Source organism: Pseudomonas sp. S9 (genome assembly GCF_000222125.1).
Taxonomy (GTDB): domain Bacteria; phylum Pseudomonadota; class Gammaproteobacteria; order Pseudomonadales; family Pseudomonadaceae; genus Aquipseudomonas; species Aquipseudomonas segetis.
In genome coordinates this window covers 167,563-189,852 of record NZ_AFFX01000009.1, presented here as the reverse complement: position 1 = coordinate 189,852, position 22,290 = coordinate 167,563, and the positions used below count along the sequence as shown (strand labels likewise).

General features: G+C 57.8%; 22 protein-coding genes and 2 pseudogenes. 17 read left to right on the top strand and 7 right to left on the bottom strand.

Annotated features, from left to right (window positions below):
* Window positions 1-82 precede the first annotated feature (82 nt).
* Window positions 83-1,408: a hypothetical protein gene (locus PSES9_RS0117155; protein ID WP_010489009.1), complete on the bottom strand. Its 1,326-nt coding sequence runs from the start codon at window positions 1,406-1,408 to the stop codon at window positions 83-85.
* A 191-nt stretch (window positions 1,409-1,599) separates the two neighbouring features.
* Window positions 1,600-3,078, bottom strand: a complete 1,479-nt coding sequence (locus PSES9_RS0117150; protein ID WP_010489007.1) for an ATP-binding protein — start codon at window positions 3,076-3,078, stop codon at window positions 1,600-1,602.
* Between the two features lie 240 nt (window positions 3,079-3,318).
* Between PSES9_RS0117150 and PSES9_RS23835 the strand changes: the two are divergent.
* The 8 genes and pseudogenes from PSES9_RS23835 to PSES9_RS0117110 all read left to right on the top strand — a co-directional run bounded on the left by PSES9_RS23835 (window position 3,319) and on the right by PSES9_RS0117110 (window position 10,152).
* A pseudogene (locus tag PSES9_RS23835) lies at window positions 3,319-4,537 on the top strand (acyl-CoA dehydrogenase family protein).
* Between the two features lie 44 nt (window positions 4,538-4,581).
* Window positions 4,582-4,950, top strand: a complete 369-nt coding sequence (locus tag PSES9_RS0117140; RefSeq protein ID WP_010489003.1) for a hypothetical protein — start codon at window positions 4,582-4,584, stop codon at window positions 4,948-4,950.
* Between the two features lie 3 nt (window positions 4,951-4,953).
* Window positions 4,954-5,448: a nuclear transport factor 2 family protein gene (locus PSES9_RS0117135; protein ID WP_010489002.1), complete on the top strand. Its 495-nt coding sequence runs from the start codon at window positions 4,954-4,956 to the stop codon at window positions 5,446-5,448.
* Window positions 5,445-6,587, top strand: a complete 1,143-nt coding sequence (locus PSES9_RS0117130) for an amidase (protein WP_010489001.1) — start codon at window positions 5,445-5,447, stop codon at window positions 6,585-6,587. The genes PSES9_RS0117135 and PSES9_RS0117130 overlap by 4 nt, the downstream gene beginning before the upstream one ends.
* 10 nt (window positions 6,588-6,597) lie before the next feature.
* On the top strand, window positions 6,598-7,884 hold the full coding sequence (locus PSES9_RS0117125) for an aromatic ring-hydroxylating oxygenase subunit alpha (protein ID WP_010489000.1): 1,287 nt from the start codon (window positions 6,598-6,600) through the stop codon (window positions 7,882-7,884).
* On the top strand, window positions 7,877-8,377 hold the full coding sequence (locus PSES9_RS0117120) for an aromatic-ring-hydroxylating dioxygenase subunit beta (RefSeq protein ID WP_010488999.1): 501 nt from the start codon (window positions 7,877-7,879) through the stop codon (window positions 8,375-8,377). Before PSES9_RS0117125 ends, PSES9_RS0117120 begins: the two co-directional genes overlap by 8 nt.
* A 10-nt stretch (window positions 8,378-8,387) precedes the next feature.
* Window positions 8,388-9,128: an SDR family NAD(P)-dependent oxidoreductase gene (locus PSES9_RS0117115; protein ID WP_010488998.1), complete on the top strand. Its 741-nt coding sequence runs from the start codon at window positions 8,388-8,390 to the stop codon at window positions 9,126-9,128.
* Window positions 9,129-9,198: 70 nt separating this feature from the next.
* Window positions 9,199-10,152, top strand: a complete 954-nt coding sequence (locus PSES9_RS0117110) for a PDR/VanB family oxidoreductase (RefSeq protein WP_029529620.1) — start codon at window positions 9,199-9,201, stop codon at window positions 10,150-10,152.
* Between the two features lie 64 nt (window positions 10,153-10,216).
* Here PSES9_RS0117110 and PSES9_RS0117105 read toward each other — a convergent pair whose 3' ends face one another.
* Window positions 10,217-10,861, bottom strand: coding sequence for a response regulator transcription factor (locus tag PSES9_RS0117105; protein WP_010488996.1), 645 nt, complete (start codon window positions 10,859-10,861; stop codon window positions 10,217-10,219).
* 282 nt (window positions 10,862-11,143) lie between these two features.
* Here PSES9_RS0117105 and hpaC point away from each other — a divergent pair, with 282 nt between their 5' ends.
* The 9 genes and pseudogenes from hpaC to PSES9_RS0117055 all read left to right on the top strand — a co-directional run bounded on the left by hpaC (window position 11,144) and on the right by PSES9_RS0117055 (window position 18,720).
* The gene (gene hpaC / locus PSES9_RS0117100) at window positions 11,144-11,665 is read left to right on the top strand and encodes a 4-hydroxyphenylacetate 3-monooxygenase, reductase component (protein ID WP_010488995.1); all 522 of its coding nucleotides are present in this window, start codon (window positions 11,144-11,146) and stop codon (window positions 11,663-11,665) included.
* 20 nt (window positions 11,666-11,685) lie between these two features.
* Entirely contained in the window at window positions 11,686-12,807 is a 1,122-nt protein-coding gene (locus PSES9_RS0117095; protein WP_010488994.1) for a muconate cycloisomerase family protein, read from the top strand.
* 17 nt (window positions 12,808-12,824) lie between these two features.
* Window positions 12,825-13,115 (top strand): muconolactone Delta-isomerase, encoded by a 291-nt coding sequence (gene catC, locus PSES9_RS0117090; RefSeq protein ID WP_010488993.1) that lies wholly within the window; start codon window positions 12,825-12,827, stop codon window positions 13,113-13,115.
* 40 nt (window positions 13,116-13,155) lie between these two features.
* The gene (gene catA, locus PSES9_RS0117085) at window positions 13,156-14,088 is read left to right on the top strand and encodes a catechol 1,2-dioxygenase (RefSeq protein WP_010488992.1); all 933 of its coding nucleotides are present in this window, start codon (window positions 13,156-13,158) and stop codon (window positions 14,086-14,088) included.
* A gap of 184 nt (window positions 14,089-14,272) precedes the next feature.
* Complete coding sequence (locus PSES9_RS0117080; protein WP_010488991.1) at window positions 14,273-14,983, top strand: ferric reductase-like transmembrane domain-containing protein; 711 nt, start codon at window positions 14,273-14,275, stop codon at window positions 14,981-14,983.
* A gap of 674 nt (window positions 14,984-15,657) precedes the next feature.
* Window positions 15,658-16,846 (top strand): annotated as a pseudogene (locus PSES9_RS23830) (PepSY-associated TM helix domain-containing protein).
* Window positions 16,843-17,022 carry a hypothetical protein gene (locus PSES9_RS0117065; RefSeq protein ID WP_029529619.1) on the top strand — a complete coding sequence of 60 codons (180 nt, stop codon included), beginning with the start codon at window positions 16,843-16,845 and terminating at the stop codon, window positions 17,020-17,022. The pseudogene PSES9_RS23830 and the gene PSES9_RS0117065 overlap by 4 nt, the downstream one beginning before the upstream one ends.
* Window positions 17,023-17,169: 147 nt before the next feature.
* The gene (locus PSES9_RS0117060) at window positions 17,170-18,006 is read left to right on the top strand and encodes an AraC family transcriptional regulator (RefSeq protein ID WP_010488988.1); all 837 of its coding nucleotides are present in this window, start codon (window positions 17,170-17,172) and stop codon (window positions 18,004-18,006) included.
* A gap of 108 nt (window positions 18,007-18,114) precedes the next feature.
* Entirely contained in the window at window positions 18,115-18,720 is a 606-nt protein-coding gene (locus PSES9_RS0117055; RefSeq protein ID WP_010488987.1) for a LysE family translocator, read from the top strand.
* A 31-nt stretch (window positions 18,721-18,751) separates the two neighbouring features.
* Here the strand turns inward: PSES9_RS0117055 and PSES9_RS0117050 are convergent, their stop codons facing one another.
* From PSES9_RS0117050 to dksA, 4 genes are all read right to left on the bottom strand, one after another.
* Entirely contained in the window at window positions 18,752-19,843 is a 1,092-nt protein-coding gene (locus PSES9_RS0117050; RefSeq protein ID WP_010488986.1) for an SMP-30/gluconolactonase/LRE family protein, read from the bottom strand.
* Between the two features lie 444 nt (window positions 19,844-20,287).
* The gene (locus PSES9_RS0117045; protein WP_010488985.1) at window positions 20,288-20,668 is read right to left on the bottom strand and encodes a tautomerase family protein; all 381 of its coding nucleotides are present in this window, start codon (window positions 20,666-20,668) and stop codon (window positions 20,288-20,290) included.
* Between the two features lie 174 nt (window positions 20,669-20,842).
* The gene (folE2, locus tag PSES9_RS0117040) at window positions 20,843-21,748 is read right to left on the bottom strand and encodes a GTP cyclohydrolase FolE2 (RefSeq protein ID WP_010488984.1); all 906 of its coding nucleotides are present in this window, start codon (window positions 21,746-21,748) and stop codon (window positions 20,843-20,845) included.
* A gap of 55 nt (window positions 21,749-21,803) precedes the next feature.
* Window positions 21,804-22,208, bottom strand: a complete 405-nt coding sequence (gene dksA / locus PSES9_RS0117035; protein ID WP_010488983.1) for an RNA polymerase-binding protein DksA — start codon at window positions 22,206-22,208, stop codon at window positions 21,804-21,806.
* Window positions 22,209-22,290 lie beyond the last annotated feature (82 nt).

Sequence of the window (22,290 nt, the reverse complement as noted above, 5' to 3'; positions counted from 1 at the left end):
GCTGTTGTGTGGCTGTGCCAGATCACGTCGTCGCGCTTATAGCTGCAATCATTTAATGACATAGTAGAACGCGCAGGATGCATCAGAAGGTGGTGAATACCATCAACTGGCTATACAGATTGCTGTCATTGCTACCCAGTTGCGTTCCACCTTGTTCCGCACTCTTGTCCGGCTGGTACAGGCCAACCAGAGGCATGACCACCAGGTTGTCGGTAACCGCCCATTCGGCATAGAGGTCGAACTCATTGCCATCGGTGTTGCCAAGGTTGCGATCAATGGTGTCAAAGTTGAACCAGAGCGCACCAAGGCTCAAGTTCTCCAGGGGGGTGATCTTCATGCTGACATTCTGGATGCGCGAGTTGCTGTTGAACGGCCCCGCATAGTTACCGGCAACCTCTCCCTGGAACCAGGTCCCGAAACCACGACCCAGCCCGTAGAACAATGGGTCGAAGTTCTCGGAGAATCGGCTGTAGCGATAACTCAGGTAAGGGCTGGCCGGCAGGTCGGCAAATGTCCAGCCAGCCTCCAGGTACCAGGCATCTTCGTTGTCACTGTGCGGTTTGTCCTGCTTGGCGTATTCACCCGACAGGAACAGGTTTTCGACGCCGGCGTTACCTTGGCCACGAAGGCTGTAGGTATGCATGCCATCGCGTTCAAGCTGGACCGGGGAGGCGTAGTCCTCATCCACATCCTTGCCGTCGATATAGGTCAGGCCCAGGGTGCCAGCCTCGGCAACGTGCTCAAGTGTGCCGACGTACATTTCGGCCTTGGCCTGGCCCGGGTTGTCTGACTTGAGCCACATCAGGTCGCTGCGCCAGCCTTGCTGTCCACCGAGGCGCAGCACGGCGGTTTCATCGAATGCTTTGCGCGCCGCCAGATAATAGGCACCTCCGCGATTAAAGCTGCCATCAGCCAGGCCGTTGCCCAGGTTTAGGGCGTCGCCATTGATCAGGAAACCGTCACCGACCACCAGGTTCTGCCGGCCAAAGGAGATGTCCACGCCGTCCTCGCCCAGCACGGGAAAGAGATTGGCGGACTTCCATCCCAGGTAGGCATCTTCGAACTTTGTTGTGCGCTCGGAGCCGTCGCTGAAACCGGCAGCATCGCCGTCGCCCCAGGTGGCGGAGCTGAGCAGGGATGCCGCACCATACAGGGTGCCAGCAGTTGCAAGGCCCTGATCAAAGCTCAATCCGTACTTGATGTAGCCTTCCTGCCACGAGGAGGAGCCTTTCTGCAGCCGGCCCGAGAGCGCGTAGTTCTCCTGGCTATGGAAGGCGCCCAGCATGGCTTCCAGGTTGGCGTTGAGATGTGTGTCTTCATCTGCGTAAAGCTCGTAGGCTCCGGCCTGGCTGGCGAAGGCTACGAGCGAGGCGATCAGACCCAAGCGAAATGCATTCGACTGTTTCATGGATGGCTTCCGTTGTTATTAGTATTGGCGAGTTGGCTCGCATAGACCTTGCCGATACTAAGTCCAAGCAAACGGAGCCCTTTTGTGTGGCTCTGCCATCGTTGTGTTTGTGCCTGCCAAACTGCAGCTTCTGGCAGCCAGGGCGGGTCGTTGATCTTGCGAACGGCTGTCGGCGCAAATGCCTGAGCGGGCTAGGCGTCTACTGAAATGCGGGGCAGGGTGAAACAGAACATCGCGCCGCTGGGGCTGATGTTCTGGGCCCAGATGTCGCCGCGATGGCGGGCAATAATGCTTTTACACAGTGCCAGCCCAATCCCGTTTCCGCTGACCTTGGTCGAGAAGAACTCATCGAAGAGTTTCTCTTGTTGGCCGGCATCGATGCCGCGTCCGTGATCTTCAACGCAGAGCATGACCTTGTCTTCGTAGCTGTAGGTGTAGAGGCGCAACTTGCGCTGGCCTTGTGGCAGTCCGGCGAGCTCCTCGATCGCGTTGAACGCCAGGTTAAGGATTACCTGGCCGATCAATACACGCTCGCAACTGATCAGCAACGGCTGCTGGCAAGGTGCGAACTCTATGTCGATAGCACTGGGCTGGGCCCTGAGGCTTATGAAGTACTGGCTTTCGGCAAGAATCTCGTTGAGATCCGCGACTTGCTCGGCCTGGTCGAGTTTAACCACGTATTCACGCACGCTTTTGATAATGACCGAGGCGTGCTCGATTTGCCGCACGGCATTGTCCAGCCCCCATGCCGCGCTCTGCTGGATGGGGTCTTGCTGGTTCAATCGGATCAGCGTGCCTTCAATAAAATTACGCGTGGCGGCCAGCGGTTGACTCAGTTCGTGGGCGATTGCCAGTGCCATCTCACCCATGGCGTTATGGCGCGCGAGGTACTCCAGCTTGCGCTCGCTCAGGCGCCTGGCCTCCTCGATGTTGACTTGCTCGGTTACGTCGCGGAACAACAGCAGGTGACCACTCAGGTCGTCTTCAATATCGATCAGCCGGCACGTTGCGTGATGCCAGTGCCAGCTCTGGTCAGCGTGCCGGATGCGATATTTAACGCTATAGGGCTGGCGGCTCTGTTGTATGTCGCCGAGGTTTTCCAGGAGCCTGGAGCGGGAGGCTTCATCGCAGGCATCAATGAAGCAGTCACCGACCTGCATGGTGCGCTCGTCGCCAAGCAAGCGTTGGCCCGACTCGCTGATAAACCGGATGTTGCCGCCTGTGTCGAGCACCGCAACGCCTTCGGCAAGATCCTGCATAAAGGTATTGAGCCGGCTTTCAAAGCGCCGCAGGTCGCGTTTGACCTGCTCCTCCTTGGAAATGTCACGGAACTGCACCATCAGCACATCACGCTGGTTGAGATGCACCAGGGTTGCCACGGCCTCGCAGAGGATTTCCACGCCCTGTTTGGAGCGATACCCCCATTCGGTAACCTGTTGGCCGCTGTTGACCGCGCCCTCGAGCCAGCGCAGGCCATCGGCGCGACGGTAGCGACTGCCACTCATGTCTGGAGCCTTTAGCGGGACCAGTTCTTCAAGGGTGAAACCCAGCACAGTCAGCGCGGCAGTATTGGCCCAGAGGATTTCCTTGGTCTTGGCGTCATGCAGGATGGTGCACATCGGCATCGTCTCAAGCAACTTCTGGAAATCTGCTGATCCTGGGGTAAACATGGCGGTTCTCTTCAACGATGTAGGTGCTAGGCGTTATACCTCCAGCCTAGCCTGGGCGCGCCTAGAAGTAACCCATTGCGCGCTAGGGGATTTCTTTATCGAGGCCCGGTTTAGCCACTAATTTACGGCTGCACGCCCCAATTGAGCACCCGTGACCTGGGTTCATAGACTGGCTCCATTCCTGGCTCGAGCACACCCTCGTGTGTCGCGAGCACTACAACAACAAATGGAGAAGACGCCATGTCGCACTCAGCAGTTGCCGAGCAGAGCACTGTTCTGACCGAGGTCAGCAGGGGGATCGATTCACCCGCATTCCAGGCTGTGCTTAAAGAGGTGCGCCAGCGCCGCGAGGAGTTTGATGCACTGGGCCATGTGCCAGTCGACATGATCGAGCGTTTCAAGGATGTTGGTATCTACCGCGCGGCCACGCCGAAGTGTTTTGGTGGCGATGCCCTTGCCCCGGCTGAGTTCTTGCGGATGATCGAGCTGATCGCGCAGGCCGATGGCTCCGCTGGCTGGGTCGCAAGTTTTGGCAGTGCCAGCACTTACCTGGCGGCATTGCCGTTTGAGACTCAGGCCAAGCTCTATGCCAATGGCCCCGATCTGGTTTTTGCCGGGGGGCTGTTTCCGATCCAGCCAGCCGAGGCAGTCGAGGGCGGCTGGAAAGTCAGTGGCAACTGGAAGTTCGCCAGCGGCTGCAAAGGTGCAGACGTGCTGGGTGTAGGCATAGGTGGCGGTCAGGGCGGCAAACCCCGCACGGCTTTGTTTCCGGCGGCTCAAGTCGAAATCGTCGAGAACTGGGACGTGGTCGGGCTCAAGGGCACCTCAAGTCGAAATCGTCGAGAACTGGGACGTGGTCGGGCTAAAGGGCAGGGGCAGCCATGACCTGCGAATCAGCGGCGAGGTCGTCAGCGATGAATGGACCTTTATCCGCGGCGGCAAGCCGAATATCAACGAGCCGCTGTATCGCTATCCGACCATTGCCTATGCCGCGCAGGTACTGGCAGTAGTCAACCTCGGCCTGGCCCGCGCCGCACTGGATGAACTCAAGGACATGGCCTCGGGCCGCACCGGTGCCACTGGCGCGCCCAAGCTGGCGGATCGCGCTTATTTCCGGGTCGAGACCGCCAAGATCGAAGCAGACCTGCGTTCGGCGCGTGGCTTTTTCTATGAGTCCACCACCCAGGTGTGGGATTCGATCCTTACCGCCAATCCGGTGACCAACGAGCAGGTTTCATTGCTGCGCCTGTCAGCTGCGCAGATGGCACGTGTCGCTGCGAACGTGGTGCAGCGTGCCTATACCCTGGCCGGCATCGTGGCGATCTATTCGCGTCACCCGTTGCAACGCTATTTGCGCGACTCGATGGTCGTGACCCAGCACGCCTTTCTCGGAGAAGGCATCTACGACGGCGCCGGCTCGGTGATGCTCGGTGTCGATCCGTTTCCAGGATTCCTGTGAGAGCCACGACGCTCGCATAACCCCTAACCAGCTAAGGATTGATCATGACTCAGACCACGCAAGAGCCACTGCGCGTTATGTTTTGCATTGGCATCACCCAGAATTTCTTTGATCTGCCAACCGGCCAGGGGCTGGAGGTGTGGAAAGGTTTCAGCGCGATGATGGGGTCTCTGGGCGCGATGCCTGGCATCAATGTGCTTGGCGCGCTGGATGATGACCGCTTGATGGTAGGTCCTTCAACCACCTCGCCCTGGACCGTTTACATCATGGCCGACGTTGATTGCCACCAGAGCGTGATTGATGCCTGCAACCTGTTCCGCACTACGCCGGTTGGTGAATACAGCCTGTGGAAGTACGCCAAGGTCGAAGCGCGTATCGGTCGCCCGCTGACCATTCCTGAAGCGGCGCGCTAGGCGATGGACAGTGCAATCCAGGCTCTGCAACAGCGCGTGGCCGTACTTGAGGCACACAATGATATTCGCAGCCTGTTGGCGCGTTATATGGATTTGTGCGACGTGCCCCATGCTCCAACCCAGGTGGCTGACCTGGCAGCACTTTTCACCCCGGATGCGATTTGGGAAGGCGTTGGCACTGATGCCGAGCAGACCTTTGGTCGTCGGCAAGGACGGCAGGCCGTGGCCGAATTTGTGGCCAGCTACCTGCCGCCGGCGCAGCACTTTTCACTCAACCTGCATTTGCTCACCAGCGAGTTGTTGCAGGTTGATGAGCAGGCCGCTAGCGCAACCGGGCAATGGATCATGCAGCAGATTTCAAGTTACGCCGAGGGCGGCAGTGAACTGATAAGCGCACGTTTGAATATCGAGTTCAGCCGCGTCGAGGGGCAATGGCAGATCGCGCATTTCCGAACCTGTCGACTGTTCCATTCGCCTCTTGGGGAGAGCCGCCGATGAATGCATTCGTCAATACCATAAAGGTTGGCCAAGGCGGGCTGCGGGTTGCGATCAAGGATTCCATCGATATCGCAGGTCAACCTACCCGGGCCGGTAGCCGCGCGCTGGAAAATGTCACGCCGGCGACCAGGCATGCAGCGGTGGTTGAGGCAATCCTGGCAGCCGGCTGGCATATCGTCGGTAAAACCAATATGCACGAGCTGGCTTTTGGCGTAACCGGAATCAATAGCTGGACAGGCACAGCGCTTAACCCGCAGGCGCCTTCGAGAGTGCCTGGTGGCTCGTCCAGTGGCTCTGCAGCAGCTGTTGGCGCTGGCTTGGTCGATGTTGCCCTGGGCACGGATACCGGCGGCTCGGTACGCGTGCCGGCAGCTTGTTGCGGAGTCTTTGGCCTCAAGCCGAAATTTGCCATGGTCAGCCGTGAAGGGGTCTATCCGGCACTGACCACACTCGATTGCGTGGGGCCGTTTGCCGCCAACATGGCGAATATCATCGCCACCATGGAGATCATTTGTCCCGGTTTTGTTGCCGAGCAAGTGACCACCCAGGGCATACGTGTGGGGTGGCTTGATGTCGCTTGCGATGCGCTGATCAAAACCACGCTTGAAGCTGCGCTGGACACCGTTGGCTGGCAGCGCAGGACCTTGGCAGTCGAGCATTTCAACGATGCGTTCAAGGCCGGTCTTGCGGTCATCAATCAGGAAACCTGGGCCGCTTTCGGTCACTTGACGGGTAACGGCCTACTTGGCGCCGACGTTGAAGCGCGCCTGCTCAATGCCAGCAAGACCACTGAGGCCGAGGTCGCTGAGGCCGAAGCAGTGCGTGAAAAATTCAGCCGGGCCATCGATTCGGCCTTGCACTCGGTAGATGTGCTGGTGCTGCCAAGCATGCCATGCCTGCCGCCATTGCTGAGCGAGGCGGGCAGCAGCGAGACGGTGGCCAGCATGACTGCACTGGCCAGGCCATTCAACTTGAGCGGCCATCCGGCGCTATCGGTTCCGGTGAAACTGGCCGATGGCAGCCTTAGCGTTGGCCTGCAGATCGTCGGTCGCAAAGGTGCCGACGCCCAGGTCTGTGCCTTTGGTGCGCAGCTTGAGCGCGCCTTGAATACCCAGCCTGACAATAAAAACCTTGTATGAGGACAACCCCATGAGTAGCCACGAACTCGGGCTGATTGCCAAGAGCCCAAGCCTGGACCAGCTGGTACAGGATGATCGCGTTGATGTTTCGCTGTATCACGACCCGCAATTGTATGAGCAGGAGCTGGAGAAGATTTTTTACCGCACCTGGGTTTGGGTCGGCCATGAAAGCGAAGTGCGTAATCCCGGTGATTTCCGTACGACCACCATCGGCCGTCGCCCGGTCATTGTGGTGCGCGACAAGAAGGGCGCCATCAATGTCCTGGAAAACCGCTGCCGACACCGTGGCGCAACCGTCTGTGAAAAGCACAAAGGCAATGCCACAGGTTTCACATGCCCTTACCACAGTTGGTCGTACGCACTGGATGGCAAGCTGCGCGCACTGCCTTATCCGGATGGTTATGAAGACATTCTCGACAAGAGCGAATTGCCGCTCAACAGCTTGCGTGTCGACAGCTACGCCGGAATGATTTTTGCGAGCTTCAATGATGAGGTCGAGCCACTGACGGACTTCCTCGGTGGCGCCAAGCACTGGATGGACCTGTTTATGAAGCAGGGCGCTGGTTATCCGATCAAGACCCAAGGCGAGCACAAGTTCACCTTCAACGGTAACTGGAAAATCCAGCTGGAAAACACCACCGACGGCTATCACTTCCCGATCGTGCATAAATCGTTCATGTCGTCGGTGGATGAAGAAACCTCGGAAATGCTCTCGTTCATGACCGACCCGCAGGCCGTGACCCACGCGCTGGGCAATGGCCACAGTGTAATGGTGATGGTGCCTGAGCATGTCGACCTGGAGTTTGATGACGGCAGCGAGCAATTGCAGGAACGTTTTGCCCACGTTACCGAGGAGCTGTCGAAAACCATGGAGCCAGCCCAGGTGCGCCGCATCGTGCGATCGCTGCACGGCGCAGGTTTCAACCTGAACCTGTTCCCCAACGTGGCCATGTCGATGTCGTTCTTTCGGGTGCTCAACCCGCTGTCGGTCAAGCAAACCGAAATTCGTCACGTGGCACTGGGCATGGATGGCGGCCCGGAAATTGCCAACCGTGAGCGCCTTCGTATTCACGAACACTTCCAGGGGCCATTCGGTTTCGGCAGCCCCGATGATGCCGAAGCCTGGGAGCGCGTCCAGCGGGGCGCTGAAGCTGGCCCTCAGGTGCCGATTCTGGTCAACCGTGGCCTTAATCGCGAAGTACTGGCAGACAACGGCGACAAGGTTTCGCATGCCACCGATGAGACCGGTATGCGCGAAGCCTATGCCATGTGGAAAAGGATGATGAGCAATGACTGAACACAACACCCTTGCAGCTCTGAATGCGCCGCTGGCCAAGGCCATTGAATTTATCTGGCACGAAGCTGCGCTGCTCGACAATAAAGACTATGCCGCCTGGGCCCAACTGTGGAGCGAGGACGGGGTTTATGTCATTCCGATCGACCCGGACACCCGCGACTTTGCCAGCAGCCTCAATTACGTATACGACGATGCGCGCATGCGGGCCTTGCGTATAGAACGCCTGAGCGCTGGGCATTCGCCTTCGGCGGTAGACGCGGCCCGCACCTTGCGCACGGTGTCGCGTTTCAACCTGCTCGAGAGCAGTGGTGATGTGGTTGAGGTGACCTCGGCGCAGTTGCTCTTTGCCTACAAGCGCGGCGTGCATACGCCAATGGCGGCCGAACTGACCCACCGTATCCGCTTCGGCCAGGGCGGGCCCAGGCTTGAGCAGAAAGTGGTACGCCTGATCAACTCCACTGACAGCTTGAGTGCACTGGGCTTTTTGCTCTGAGGACAATCGAATGAACCGAGTAGCGTTGATTACCGGTGCGGCTCGCGGCTTGGGAGCAAGCATCGCCCAGCGTATGCATGGGGCAGGGTATCGGGTGGCATTGGCAGATGTGCAGCTCGAAGCGGTACAGGCCCTGGCTGACCAGCTTGATCCATCCGGTGAGCGTGCGCTTGCCGTGCAGTTGGATGTGCGCCAGAAAGGCGACTTTCAGAAAGCCTGCGTTTTACTGGCCGAACGCTGGGGCGGTACCGATGTATTGGTCAACAATGCTGGCAAGTCCAAGGTTGCCGCGCTGATGGATATTACCGTGCAGGAGTTTGATGAGTCGATGGCCATCAATCTGCGCGGCACCTTTGTCGGTTGCCAGGTCTTTGGCCAGCATTTTGCCGATCGTGGGTTCGGTCGCATCATCAACATTGCCTCCCTGGCCGGACAAAACGGCGGTGCCTCCACCGGGGCTCACTACGCCGCGGCCAAGGGCGGTGTGGCGACGCTGACCAAGGTGTTTGCCCGAGAGTTAGCAAGCAAGGGCGTGACGGTTAACAGCATCTCCCCGGGGCCGCTGGACTTGCCGGTGGTGTATGAAATCGTGGCGCCGGAACGCATCGAGCAAATGAAGCAGATGATCCCCGTGGGCGCCCTGGGTTCGGCCGATTATATCGCCGATACCGTGTTGCTTCTGGCGGCGGACAATGCCAGCTCGGTGACCGGGGCTTGTTGGGACATCAACGGCGGCTTGTTCATGCGCTAGGGCGCCTGGACAGTCGCCACTTGCGCAGGGCGGGTCGCGCCCTGCGCGCAGTTTTTCGGTGGGTGATGCGATGATGAAAGTCAGAATAGAAAAGATTGCCGAGGAAGCACGGGATATACGTTCATTGCGGCTGGTGCGAGTCGACGGGCAACCCTTTGACGCCTACGAGCCGGGTGCGCATGTCGACATTACCGGGCCCACTGGCGTGACCCGCCAATACTCGCTGTGCAGCCCTCCCGATGACGGTTCGGCCTACCTGGTTGCGGTCAAGCGCGAGGTGCAATCGCGCGGCGGTTCTCAGGCACTGCATGATTTGGTGGAAGAGGGCGCCGAGCTGGAAATCGGGATGCCACGTTGTTTGTTCCGGCTCGACGCTGGTGCCCCTTCGCATGTATTGGTGGCGGCTGGTATCGGCGTTACGCCCATGCTGAGCATGGCTTATCGACTGCAAGCCACTGGCCAGCCCTACCGCCTGCATTACTTTGCCCGTGGCCCGGAGTTCGCGGCATTTGCCAGCTTGTTGCAGAAACCACCCTTTGCCGATCATGTCGAGTTTCATTTTGGTGTGGAGCCGCAAGCCCTGGAAGCTTCGCTCAGCGCCTGCCTGCAACAGGCAGATGACCAGGCCCATGTGTACACCTGCGGCCCGGCACCCTTTATGAGCAAAGTGGTCGAGGTTGCCTTGCGCACGCGCAGTGAGGAGGCCATTCATCTCGAGCACTTCCAGGCTGATCCGGCGGTCCTTGGCGCTGCCTCTGGGGGCTTCGAGGTCGAACTTGCAAGCTCCGGCGTGGTGTTGCAGGTGCCGCAGGACAGCTCACTGGTTGATGTGTTGCAGGCTCACGGATGTGATATCGACACCGAATGCCGCGAGGGGATCTGCGGTACCTGCATTATCGACGTACTGGAAGGAGAGCCCGAGCACAGGGACAATTGCTTGTCGAGCAAGGAGAAGGCTTCCAACAAGCAGATTTGCGCCTGCGTCTCGCGGGCCAAAAGTTCGCGGCTGGTACTTGATCTCTAGACTTCGGTCGTTCTGGCGTCAGTGACTCGGGCGGGGTGGGCGCATGCTCATCCCGCCCTGCACGTCAGTCGGCCAGCACCTGCTCGCTATTGAGGCTCAATACTTCTCTGACCAGCATCGCAATGCTGCCGACTTCCATCTTGTCCTTGATCTTGGTGCGGTGAACATCCACCGTCTTGACGCTGATATTAAGTTCGCGGGCGATCACTTTGCTGGCCTTGCCGTCGATCACCATCATCAGCACTTCCCGTTCGCGGTCAGTCAATAGTGCCAGTTTGTCTTTGAGCTGCTGGCGTTGCTGTTGCTGAGCGTGGCTGTGCACTGCCGATTTCAGGGCGTTCTGGATGCGGTCGAGCATCTGCTGCGGGTTGTAGGGCTTCTCGACAAAGTCGATGGCTCCGTTCTGCATGGCCTTGACCGTCATTGGAATGTCGCCATGGGCGGAGACAAAAAAAGTCGGCATCTGAATGTTGCGCGCGTTGAGCATTTCTTGCAGCTGGAAGCCACTCGTCTCGGGCATTCGTACATCCAGTACCAGGCAGGCGGGTAACGAGGCATCGTAGTGCCGCAGGAACTCATCGGCCCCGGCATAGCATTGCGAGGCGATGCTCACCGACTCCAGCAACCAGGCCAGCGACGTACGCAGGGCCTGGTCATCGTCAACGATGTACACAATGGGTTTGGTTTTGTCTGTTTGCAAGGCTTGCATATTGTTGTTCTCGTACGGCGGCCGTCTATCAGGTCTTGATTGCTGAGCATCATGTGCATGCGGCGTTCCCTGCAGCATACTCACTGCTGGCCGCCGTGACGATAAAGAAACTACGTAGTCGACTAGCGGAAAGCCCTTCACGGGATGGGGACCGTCTGGATATACCCGGCGTTTGCCGCCCCCTAATCTGTGTTCATCAAGTCACCGGCTGTTGCTCCTGGTGAGCCGGCGTTAGCGCTGGCGATACAGGCGGGCAGCCCACTCTAATAAAAGGGCGACAGCATGAGCACTCTCGAGCAGACCCAGATCGACTTTCGCAATGCCATGGCGCAACTGCCGGCGGCAGTCAACATCATCACCAGTAACGGGCCTGCTGGCCGCTGCGGGATAACGGCCAGCGCGGTTTGCTCGGTCACCGATTCACCTCCCACCGTATTGGTCTGCATTAATCGCAATAGCGCCATGCATGACGTATTCCAGGGCAACGGCAAGCTGTGTATCAACGTTCTGTGCAGTGACCAGGAAGACCTTGCCAAGCACTTTGCCGGCATGACCCAGGTGTCGATGGAAGAGCGTTTCAGCTGGGATATCTGGAATGCCGGGCACCACGACCTGCCGGTATTGCGCAGTGCGCTGGTCAGCCTGGAAGGGCGCATCAGCGACTGTAAATCGGTGGGCTCGCATTCGGTGCTGTTTGTCGAGCTGGATAAAGTCTCGACCCGCGATGAAGGCGCTAGCCTGGTCTATTTCAACCGTTTGTTCCACCGCGTTGAACGTAACGCTGCCGCGGCGTGCGCCGGTTAAATCTTGTTTAGGGATTGCCCATGAATCAGCCTGTAATCGAGCGTGTCAGCGCCACTATCGTCGATCTGCCAACCATTCGCCCGCATCAACTGGCCATGCATACCATGCGCAAGCAAACGCTGGTGATCATCCGCATTCGTTGCAGCGACGGTATCGAAGGGATCGGCGAATCCACCACCATTGGTGGCCTTGCCTATGGCAATGAAAGCCCGGAAAGCATCAAGTGCAACATCGATGCGCATTTCAGCGCGTTACTGCTGGGACAGGACGCAGGCAATATCAATGCGGCCATGTTGCGCCTGGACAAGCACATCACTGGCAATACCTTTGCCAAGTCCGGTATCGAGTCAGCGTTGCTCGACGCCCAGGGCAAGCGTCTTGGCCTTCCTGTCAGCGAGCTGCTTGGTGGTCGGGTGCGCGACAGCCTCGAGGTTGCATGGACGCTGGCCAGCGGCGATACAGCGCGGGATATCGCCGAAGCCGAGCAAATGCTCGATCAGCGTCGCCATCGGTTGTTCAAGTTGAAGATCGGGGCCAACCCCGTGGCGCAGGACCTGGCCCATGTGGTTGCTATCAAAAAGGCTTTGGGCGAGCGCGCCAGCGTGCGCGTCGATGTTAACCAATACTGGCCCGAATCTGTTGCGCTGCATGCATGCCAGGTACTGGGAGAAAACGGCGTCGACCTGATCGAGCAGCCTATTTCACGGATCAATCGCAGTGGTCAGATCCGCCTCAACCAACGCAGCCCGGCGGCGATCATGGCCGATGAATCAATTGAAAGTGTCGAGGATGCCTTCAGCCTTGCCGCTGACGGTGCCGCCAGCGTTTTTGCCTTGAAAATTGCCAAGAACGGTGGCCCTCGTGCGGTATTGCGCACCGCTCAGATTGCTCAGGCCGCAGGTATCTCGCTGTATGGCGGCACCATGCTTGAAGGCGCCATTGGCACGCTGGCCTCGGCACATGCTTTCGTCACCTTGAAAGAGTTGACCTGGCACACCGAACTGTTTGGCCCGTTACTGCTCACCGAGGAAATCGTCACCGAGGCGCCGCAATACCGTGATTTCGCGCTGCACGTACCGCGCAGTCCTGGCCTTGGATTAACCCTTGATGAAGATCGCCTGGCGTTCTTCAGTCGCCATTGATCGAAGGAGATATGCCTATGTTGTTCCACGTAAAAATGACCGTGAAGCTGCCCCGGGACATGGACCCGGAACAAGCAAGCCAGCTCAAGGCAGATGAAAAGGCCCTGGCCCAGCGCCTGCAACACAGTGGTGTTTGGCGGCATTTATGGCGTATCGCCGGTCACTATGCCAACTACAGCGTATTTGATCTGCCGAGTATCGAGGCCCTGCATGACACGCTGATGCAATTGCCTCTGTTTCCCTACATGGATATCGAGGTGAACGGCCTGTGCCGTCATCCTTCATCGATCCATGACGACGACCGTTGATAGACCTTCCTGTAACAATAATAAGTAGAGGTAGCTGAGCATGAACACAAGCATTCCCCAAACTGCCGAGCTTCAGGCGTCCTTCAAGCAGGCCAGTGGCTTTGGCAACGATGCCGGCAGTTCGCGTCTCAAGTCCATTATCCTGCGTATCCTGCAGGACAGCGCCAAGGTCATTGAAGACCTCAATATCACCGATGACGAGTTCTGGAAGGCTGTCGACTACCTCAATCGCATGGGCAGCAACCAGGAAGCGGGGTTGTTGATTGCAGGTTTGGGGCTTGAGCATTTCCTCGACTTGCTGCAAGACGCCCGTGACCAGCAGGCCGGCCTCACCGGCGGTACGCCTCGGACCATTGAAGGCCCCTTGTATGTAGCCGGTGCGCCGCTGAGTCATGGCGAGGCGCGAATGGATGATGGCAGTGACCCGGGCGCTGCAATGTTCTTGCAGGGGCGCGTACTTGATGCTCAAGGCCAGCCCGTAGCAGGTGCAATCGTCGATCTGTGGCATGCAAACACCATGGGCACCTATTCTTATTTCGACAGCAGTCAGTCGGCGTTCAACCTGCGGCGGCGCATTGTTACCGACAGCGAAGGCCGCTACCGTGCGCGCAGTATCGTACCGAGCGGTTATGGCTGCCCGCCAACGGGTACGACCCAGGAAGTGCTCGACCAGTTGGGTCGCCATGGTAATCGACCGGCGCATATCCACTTCTTTATCAGCGCGCCCGGCTATCGGCATTTGACCACCCAGATCAACCTGGCAGGCGATAAATACCTGTGGGATGACTTTGCCTTTGCGACCCGCGACGGCCTGGTCGCCGAAGTGCGTTTCAACAATGACCTGGAAGTGGCAAAGCGCCTGCAGGTCGAGCCTGGTTTCGCTGAAATCGAATTCGACTTTCAGTTGCAGCATGCCCATGCGCCGCAGGCCGAGCAGCCAAGCCAGCGTCCTCGTGCGCAGCTGTCGGCCTGACCCAGTATTGCCCATCCGCGGGCTTGTGTGATGGGCAATGGCAAGCACAGCAATAGAGTTGGCAGGCAGGCCAAGACCTGATCCAGGCCGGATGAGGTAGGTTGAGGCTTGCCTTTTGCGAGCGCTGACCTGCCATGCCTATCGTTAAGCGCTTGGTCAGGTAATAGTCTTTGGGTACTGCCCTATGTTTGTACTGACCTTGCGCATTGCGCTGTGTCTGATCGTCCCGTTTGGCGCAATATTTCTGTTGGGCGCAATGCCCGGTGTCAATCTCGCCTGGGATTTCTCCAATGCCAGCGGTTTTATTGCCGGGGTGCTGTTTTTTTTATTGTTTGCCTACACCGGTCAGCCCCTGGCCCAGCCTCGCCACGATGGTAAATTTTTCATGGTGCTGCACCGGGATTTGGGCTTGGTTGCCTTGGCAATGCTGGTCGTGCATGTTGCGGTGATGCTGGTCGATGAGCCCCTGGTTGCCGACCAGTTATCGCTCGGTGCGCCTTGGCCCATGGTGGCGGGCAATGTCGCAACCCTGATTCTGTTGTTGGTTGTGCCGCTCAGCCTGGCGTCCGTGCGCCGTCGCCTGTGGTCGACGCATCGGCATTTCAGGCGCTGGCACTACGCTGCCAGTGTCGTCATCCTGTTGCTTACCGCCGTGCATATGATTGGCATTGGTTATTACACCGGTGCCATCAGTAAAACGGTTTTCTGGGTCGCGCTCACTGTCCTGGCCTTGTCAGCGCGTATGTTCCAACCTGCCAGGCCCAACCTGGGGGCGGGCGGCAGACGGCGCAAGACGGCACGGCTGGCGAGTTACCTGAGTATTGGCGTCTTGTGTTCAGGCCTGTTACTGGCAGGTATTTATTCACTGCTCGGCAGCGTGGATTTGCCGTTATGAGTTGGCGTCCGGGGCTGTTACTGCTGGCGCTGTTGTTATTTGCGTTTGGTTTTGCAATTCGCGCCGGGCACAATCAGCTGGCGCTCAAGCATCCCGTGCTGCCGATAAACTTCGAACACAGTAACCATGGCTCGGTTAACTGTGTTGTTTGCCATCATGAATTATTCCGTTAATAAGCCTCCACCCGCCTCGGCGCCCGCCAGCCGCACCTGCGTGCTGTGCCACAAAGAGACGCCAGCGCTTGCGCTCAATATCGAACGTGATTTCCACAGGCTATGCGTAAGCTGCCATCTTGAGCGGCTGCAAGGCTTTCATGAAAGTGGCCCCATACGATCTTGCAAAGCCTGCCACAGCCTTGCCGCAGCGGTGAACCGCGTCGACTGAGCTTCGTTGGCGCTGTATGGAGGCGAGCAATCGGTTTTCCCGGCAACCAACCTGCGCTTGTGAAGAGCTGTGGGGAATAGGTACTATGCGAATACTTCTCATGTGCATCATTGTTTCGGTGTTGTCAGCCGGCACAGGTGCTTGATGTCATCACTGGTCAGCCTGCGCCGCTCTTTGTAGCGGCGCAATCATTGGCGGCAGCGAGCAGCCCGGGTGTGCGGAGAGGGTTGCTGATTTTGCGGGGGCCCTTTGCTGAACCACCGAAAGCCGTGACTGACGAGAAGAAAAACATGACCCCCCGAACCTTGCGTAATTGGTATCTGGTGCACAAGTGGACCAGTCTGATCTCGACGATCTTTCTGTTGATGCTGTGCCTGACTGGATTGCCATTGATCTTCCACGAGGAAATCGAGCACTACTTCGAGCCGCATCCAGAGCTCAAGCCAATCACCGCGCAAACACCGGCTATCAATTATGACGACGTGATGGCCCGTGCCCTGGCAGCTCGGCCCGGCGAGGTCGCGCGCTTCGTATTCTTCGAAAAGGATGAGCCCATAGGTGCTGTGCAGACCGCGCAGACGTTGATACCACCGCCAGATAATGGCCATATCCAGCCGTTTGATGCGCGTACCGGCGAGTTCTTTGATCCGCTGCCGCCGCCCGGTGGCTTCATGTACATCATGCTCAAGTTGCACACCGACATGTTCATGGGCTTGCCGGGCTACCTGTTCCTCGGGTTCATGGGTTTGCTCCTGGTGGCTTCGTTGGTGTCGGGGGCGGTGGTCTACACACCCTTTATGCGTAAACTGGACTTTGCCACTGTGCGTACCCAGCGCAGTAACCGGCTGAAGTGGCTCCACCCGTACCCAGCGCAGTAACCGGCTGAAGTGGCTCGACCTGCACAACGTGCTGGGCATAGTCACGCTGGCCTGGGTGCTGGTGGTCGGCTTGACCGGAGTGATCAACACCTTGTCGATTCCTATTCTGGGCTTGTGGCAGGCCGGGCAACTGGCTGAAATGACTGCACCCTACAAGGACCAGCCGCCGCTCAAGTCGCCGGGCTCGCTGCAAGCGGCGCTGGATACCGCGCGCAAGGCTGCACCGGACATGGAGGTCAGCATCGTGGCTTTCCCCGGGACCCAGTTCAGTAGCCAGCATCATTACGCGGTATTCATGCGTGGCGCCACGCCGGTGACCGAGCGCCTGCTCAAACCCGCATTGGTGGATGCCCAGACCGGCGAGTTGACCGACATGCGCGAAATGCCGTGGTACGTAAAAACCCTGTTGCTCTCGCAGCCGCTGCATTTCGGTGACTACGGCGGTATGCCGCTGAAGATTATCTGGGCATTGCTGGATGTGATTTCCATTGTGATTCTCGGCAGTGGCCTCTATCTCTGGCTGGGCCGACGCAAGTCATCGCTGGAAAAACGCTTGGCTGAGTTGGATGCCGGTGGATTGGTCGCGGAGGGCAGGGCATGAGGCGTGGATTGTGGATGATCTTCCGTTGGCCGTTGCTGCTTGCTGTACTGAGCCTGTTCGGTCTGGTCTCGGCATTGATCGGTGATGAAGGGTACGATCTGTTTTCCTGGCTTAGCCTGGGAGTGCCACTGGTGGTGACTGCCTGGGTCTGCTGGCGCCTGCCACGGCGCGCATGAATATGCAGCGGCGCCTGTGCCTGGCGCTGCCGCATAGCTTGTTCCAGACTTTCCAACTGCACAAATATTCTAAACAGGGTTTTCCCTGGCGAGGTAATTTAGGCTTTCGCACAGATTAATGCTCAACGACCGGCACTGGAGTCTTTGGTGGATAAACGCAACTGGATCGAGCTGTCCCAGGATGCCGATACCGGGATCGAGTCGATTCGTGCTCATTTTCAGGGCCATGCCTACGATCCGCACTGGCATGACAGCTTCCTGGTCGGCGTGACGGGCCAGGGGGTACAGCAGTTCAATTGCCGGCGGGTTCGTCATCTCAGCACGCCTGGCAAGATATTCATGCTGGAACCGGGTGACATCCACGATGGCTATGCGCCGACCGAGGAGGGGTTTACCTATTCCATGCTCTACCTCGAGCCGCATTGGCTGGAGCGGGAACTGCACGCGCTGTTCGAGCAGGCACCCGCGGACAGCCAATTGGGGTTTGCCTCCATCCTGAGCCAGGACCCAAGGCTCTCGACTGCAATCAACCGGGCCTTCGATGCGCTGCATACCGGGGATTTACGCATAGTGCGCCAGAGTAGTATCGATGCCTTGCTGGATGCCCTTACTGGCCACCTTGATTGGCGAAAGCGCCAATCTCGAGATCCGCGTTTGCCATTGGTCGCCCAGGTTGCCCGTGACTATCTGCATGCCAATATCTGCGAAGACATCGGGCTCGATGATCTGGCGCAGGCTTGCGCGGTGGACCGCTTCCGTTTGACGCGGGCCTTCAAGGCTGCCTTCGGCCTGGCGCCGCATGCCTATTTGATCCAGCTGCGCTTGGCCAGGGCCCGGCAACTGTTAGCCCGTGGCGAGTTGCCTGCCCAGGTGGCCAGTAGCCTTGGATTTGCCGATCAAAGCCATTTGGGCCGCTGGTTCCGCCGAGCCTATCAACTGACACCTGCGGATTACCGCAAGCGTTGCTCAAAACTTCCAGACTGATCCGCGCCGGCTTGCAACCATGGACTTGCCTATCGAACAGGAGTCCTTTCCATGCCGTTGTTACTGCTCGCGTTCCCTCATCCTTCAAGCCAGCATGGAGCCTGAACCATGGAATCCTTGCTGCCTTTTCTGTTGTTTGCCTTTGTTGCCTCGGTGACGCCGGGACCAACCAATATCCTGGTGCTGAGCCACAGCTCCAGGCGTGGGCTTGGGGCCACGCTGCCTATTATTGCCGGCGCATGCGTGGCGGCGGCGCTCATGGTGCTGGTCGTTGGCCTTGGGGTGGGTGAAACATTGTTGCGCTTTGTCCGTGTGCAGCAGGTTATGACCTGGTGCGCAGTGCTGTGGTTGAGTTGGCTGGCGTGGCAGATTTTCAATAGCCCACCCGCGCCACTCGAAGTGGATGGCCCGCGCAGCAAAGGCGTCAGCCTGCTCGGTATTGCCGCGCTGCAAGTGGTCAATCCCAAGGTCTGGATGATGGCGATGGCTGTGATTAGCCTGTTTGTCGGCGATGGCGACAGGACCCCGCAGGTGCTGCTGTTGTCGCTGTCTTTCCTGCTGGTTTCCTTGCCGTGCATGACGTTGTGGGCATTGCTCGGATTGGGCAGCGCACGGCTTTTAAGATCGCCACGAGCACTGCAGCGGATGAATCAGGTGCTGGCGTTATTGCTGCTGATATCGGCCTGGTTGCCGCTATTGATCCAGGGCCGGTAAGGGCCACGACCGCCAGGCCGTGGCCAGTCGCTTACTTGGCGAATGTAGCGCCGCGAGTGTTGACGAAGATCGAGTAGATCGAGTGACTGCTGGCCATGAACAGGCGATTGCCCTGCGGGCCGCCAAAGCACAGGTTTGCGCAGCGCTCGGGCAGCGAGATATGACCTATTGCTTTGCCCTGTGGGTTGAAGACCCGCACCCCGTCAAGCTCTTCGGGCTTGCCCTGCGGCGAGCCGTTGCTGCCCCAGCCGCACCAGAGATTACCGGCTTCATCGCACTTGATGCCATCAAGCGCGCCATATGCAGTGGCTTCAATGTGCTTCTTGCGCGCACCCAGGGTGCCGTCTTCATTGACAGCGTAGGCCCAGACCAGTCGGTTGGGCTTGGCCCGGCCTTCGACAATATAGAGCGACTTTTCGTCTGGCGAGAAGCACAGGCCGTTGGGGCCAGCAAGGTCATCGATCACCCGGGTCACTTTCAGGCTTTCACCGTCGATGCGGTAAACCCCATGGGGTAACTCCGTCTGGATCTTATGGCCTTCATATTCATTGCCAGACTGGAAGGGTGGGTCGGTGAACCAGACTGAACCGTCACGCTTCACTACGATGTCATTCGGTGAGTTGAAGCGTTTACCCTCGAAATTGTCCGCCAGCACAGTGATGCTGCCGTCGTGCTCAGTGCGGGTAATGCGCCGGCCTTGTTCATGGGTGGTAGAGCCTTCGCAAGTGATCAAGCGACCCTGGTTGTCGCAGGTCAGGCCGTTGGAGAAGTTCGATTGTTCGCGATACACCCCCAGCGATTGGCTGATCTCGTCCCAGCGCACAATACGGTTATTGGGAATATCACTAAGCAGTAGGTAGCGGCCTGCACCCATCCAGACCGGACCTTCGGCCCAGCGCAACCCTGTAGCCAGCTTCTCGACGCTGGCATTGAACAGGCGCAGGTCGAGAAAACTGTCATCCAAGGCTGCAACAGCGGGATCTGGATAGCGGGCGCTCAGGGGCTCAGCTGCACGGGCAAGTTGTGGCAGCAAGGAATCGATACTAATGGCAGCAGCGGAGTAGGCGAGGGAGTGCTTGAGAAACAGACGGCGAGAGTTGCCGATGACTGGCTTATCGTTCATGGGGTATCCCTTTTGTTTTTGTTGATCTGCGTAACTGCACAAGGCAAGGGTAAGGATACAAGATGTACGATGACTTTATGAATTGTGGCGCGTTATGTAAATTTGAAAGTCGTAACTATATGAATATACAATATTTATTTATTTTTGTTGTATGACGACATCGTTATTTTTGGAGTGAAATATCGCCAGCCCATACTTGAAAATGAGCGATTTGTTTCGCTGCCAAGTGTTGTGGATGTTGGCAGCTGCCTGTCTCGTTAGGCGTGCCACGGGACAAAGAGATGGCTGTGGTCGCCCTCTGGGCGCGACTAATTTCAAGGTCTTGACCCATGTGGGGAGGGCGTATTTGCTGCTGATCCAGGAAGGCCCTGAAAAATGCTGCGTGGGACATCACTCTTATCAGGGCCTGTCGAAGTGTGCGCTTTGCAAGTGGTCTGCAGTGATTTAATCCGTTAGCAATTGCGCCTTGCCACTACCGAATGACCAGTCTTCCCGGGTGTTTTCAACAATGGAAATAAAGATATCCTGTGGGCGGATATTCATTTTTTGCTCAAGTCGAGTCGCCAGGTCCTGGTAAAAATCCAACTTCATTTTTTGAGTTCTCGGGGTCGATGTGATGTGTAGCGCAATCACATCCTTTGATCGCCCGCCGCCAAATATAAGTGGATTGATATTCAGCTCATGTTCTTGTTTTTGATGGAAAATCTGGAAGCAGTCATCAATAGGAATACCCCAGGTTGCCATGAGCGACTGGTGCAGGTTTTCGCCCAGTTCTTTAATGAATTGAGGTGGTTTGCTCAGTAGGTTTACTTGAATTAATGGCATGATTTTGGTCTGGATGTCTGTCGAATTTAAGGGTGTTTGAGGTTTTAATGAGTCAGCAACTGACTGGCATAAACCGGAAATTTTGACAGAGCCATTCCTCTTTGGTGCAGGGGGGTGGATTGTCTGGGAAGATGCCTACAGTGATTTCAGAGCTGTTCGTGCAGCTTTGAAAAGCTATTGCCAATGCCAACTGCTTTGCGCCACGGCATCATGGGCGTGCAAGCTTTCTGCGTGAATAACTTTGAGCTTGAAGCCGGTTATGTCCGGTTGTGTGCGCAGTGTCAGGTCAAGGCGCCGCGCGGCATCTTCACAGAACATCAGGTTTTGCCCGTTGGCCAGGGCAAATGCCTGCTCATCCGCACGCTTGACAGCAGTTTGCACCGCTGTGCCCAGTGCTTGTTCGGCGCGATCAATCACGCTTTGTATGGCAAAGTCGCGGGCTTGGCGATCCAGGCGCAGCTGAATCTGTGCAGTGCTGCGCTGGCTGTGGGGCGTGGCGATGATGCCGTCAGTGCTGCCGAGCCAGGCGTGGACCTGCTGATAATCGACTGGTGCTGAGTTGAAGTCGCGGGCAAAGCGTTGCTGAATCAATTGCCGTGCCAATGCTGCCGAGCAGGGGCAGGTGGATGAGTAGGCCAGTGTTACCCCGAGCTCAAGATGCAGTCCGTTGCTGTCGAGACCTGAATCAATGGTGATGGGGTAGGCTTTCCAGCCGGATAAATGGCTGGTCAGGGCCGGGCGCTGGAGCAGCAGATCCGTGCATATGCTCAGTGATGCACGCTGCGATAGGCCGGTGTGGCTTGCCAGGAAGTCGCTTAGTACCTCCTCTAGCAAGGATGGCGAAAGCGGTTGTTGGGCAATTTTTTGCAGGGCAAGGTACAGGCGCGACATATGGATGCCGCGCGCGGTTTGGTCATCCAGGCTGACGCCTGCATCCACCTTGCCGGTCGTGCTTTGCCCTTCGACACGCAAGGGCATATCGATATTACACATCCCGACCCAGTCCAGCGTTTGGCTGGCGGGGGCTGCTTGCGCTGCGATGTCGGGCATTGTCTGGTGATAACGGGCTTGGCTGTTCATTGGGCGCTCTGGAAGGTAAATTTTAAAAGGGGGGCTTTCCCGGCCGGTCTGCTGACTACGCCTTGCTCAGGTGTTTTTCTTTCTGTTCCTGGCGCTCCTTGGCTTCGATGCCGAGTGACGCCGTTGGGCGCAAGAGCAGGCGCTTGAGGCCGATAGGCTCGCCCGTTTCCCTGCACCAGCCATATTCATCGCGCGCCAGGCGGTGCAGGGCTTGGTCAATCTTGTCGAGCAGTTTGTTCTCGCGCTCAAGCAAGCGCAGTTGCCATTGACGCTGTTCTTCCGCGCTCCCGATATCCATTGGGTCGCTGTCGGCCTGTTGTTCACTGAGCACCTGCATTTGCTCTTCAATGCGCGCCTGCAATTCCTGGCGTTGACGCTTTAGCAGTGCATTGAAGAAAGCTTGCTGGGCTTGGTTCATATAGGCATCGGCTGGTTGCTTGAGCAGTTCTTCCTCGGTCAAGCAAGGTGAAGTGACATGTCCGTGGTCGTTTGGAGGGCTCATTTATGTTCCGGTTGCGCTGTGGTTGCCAATATTCGATTAA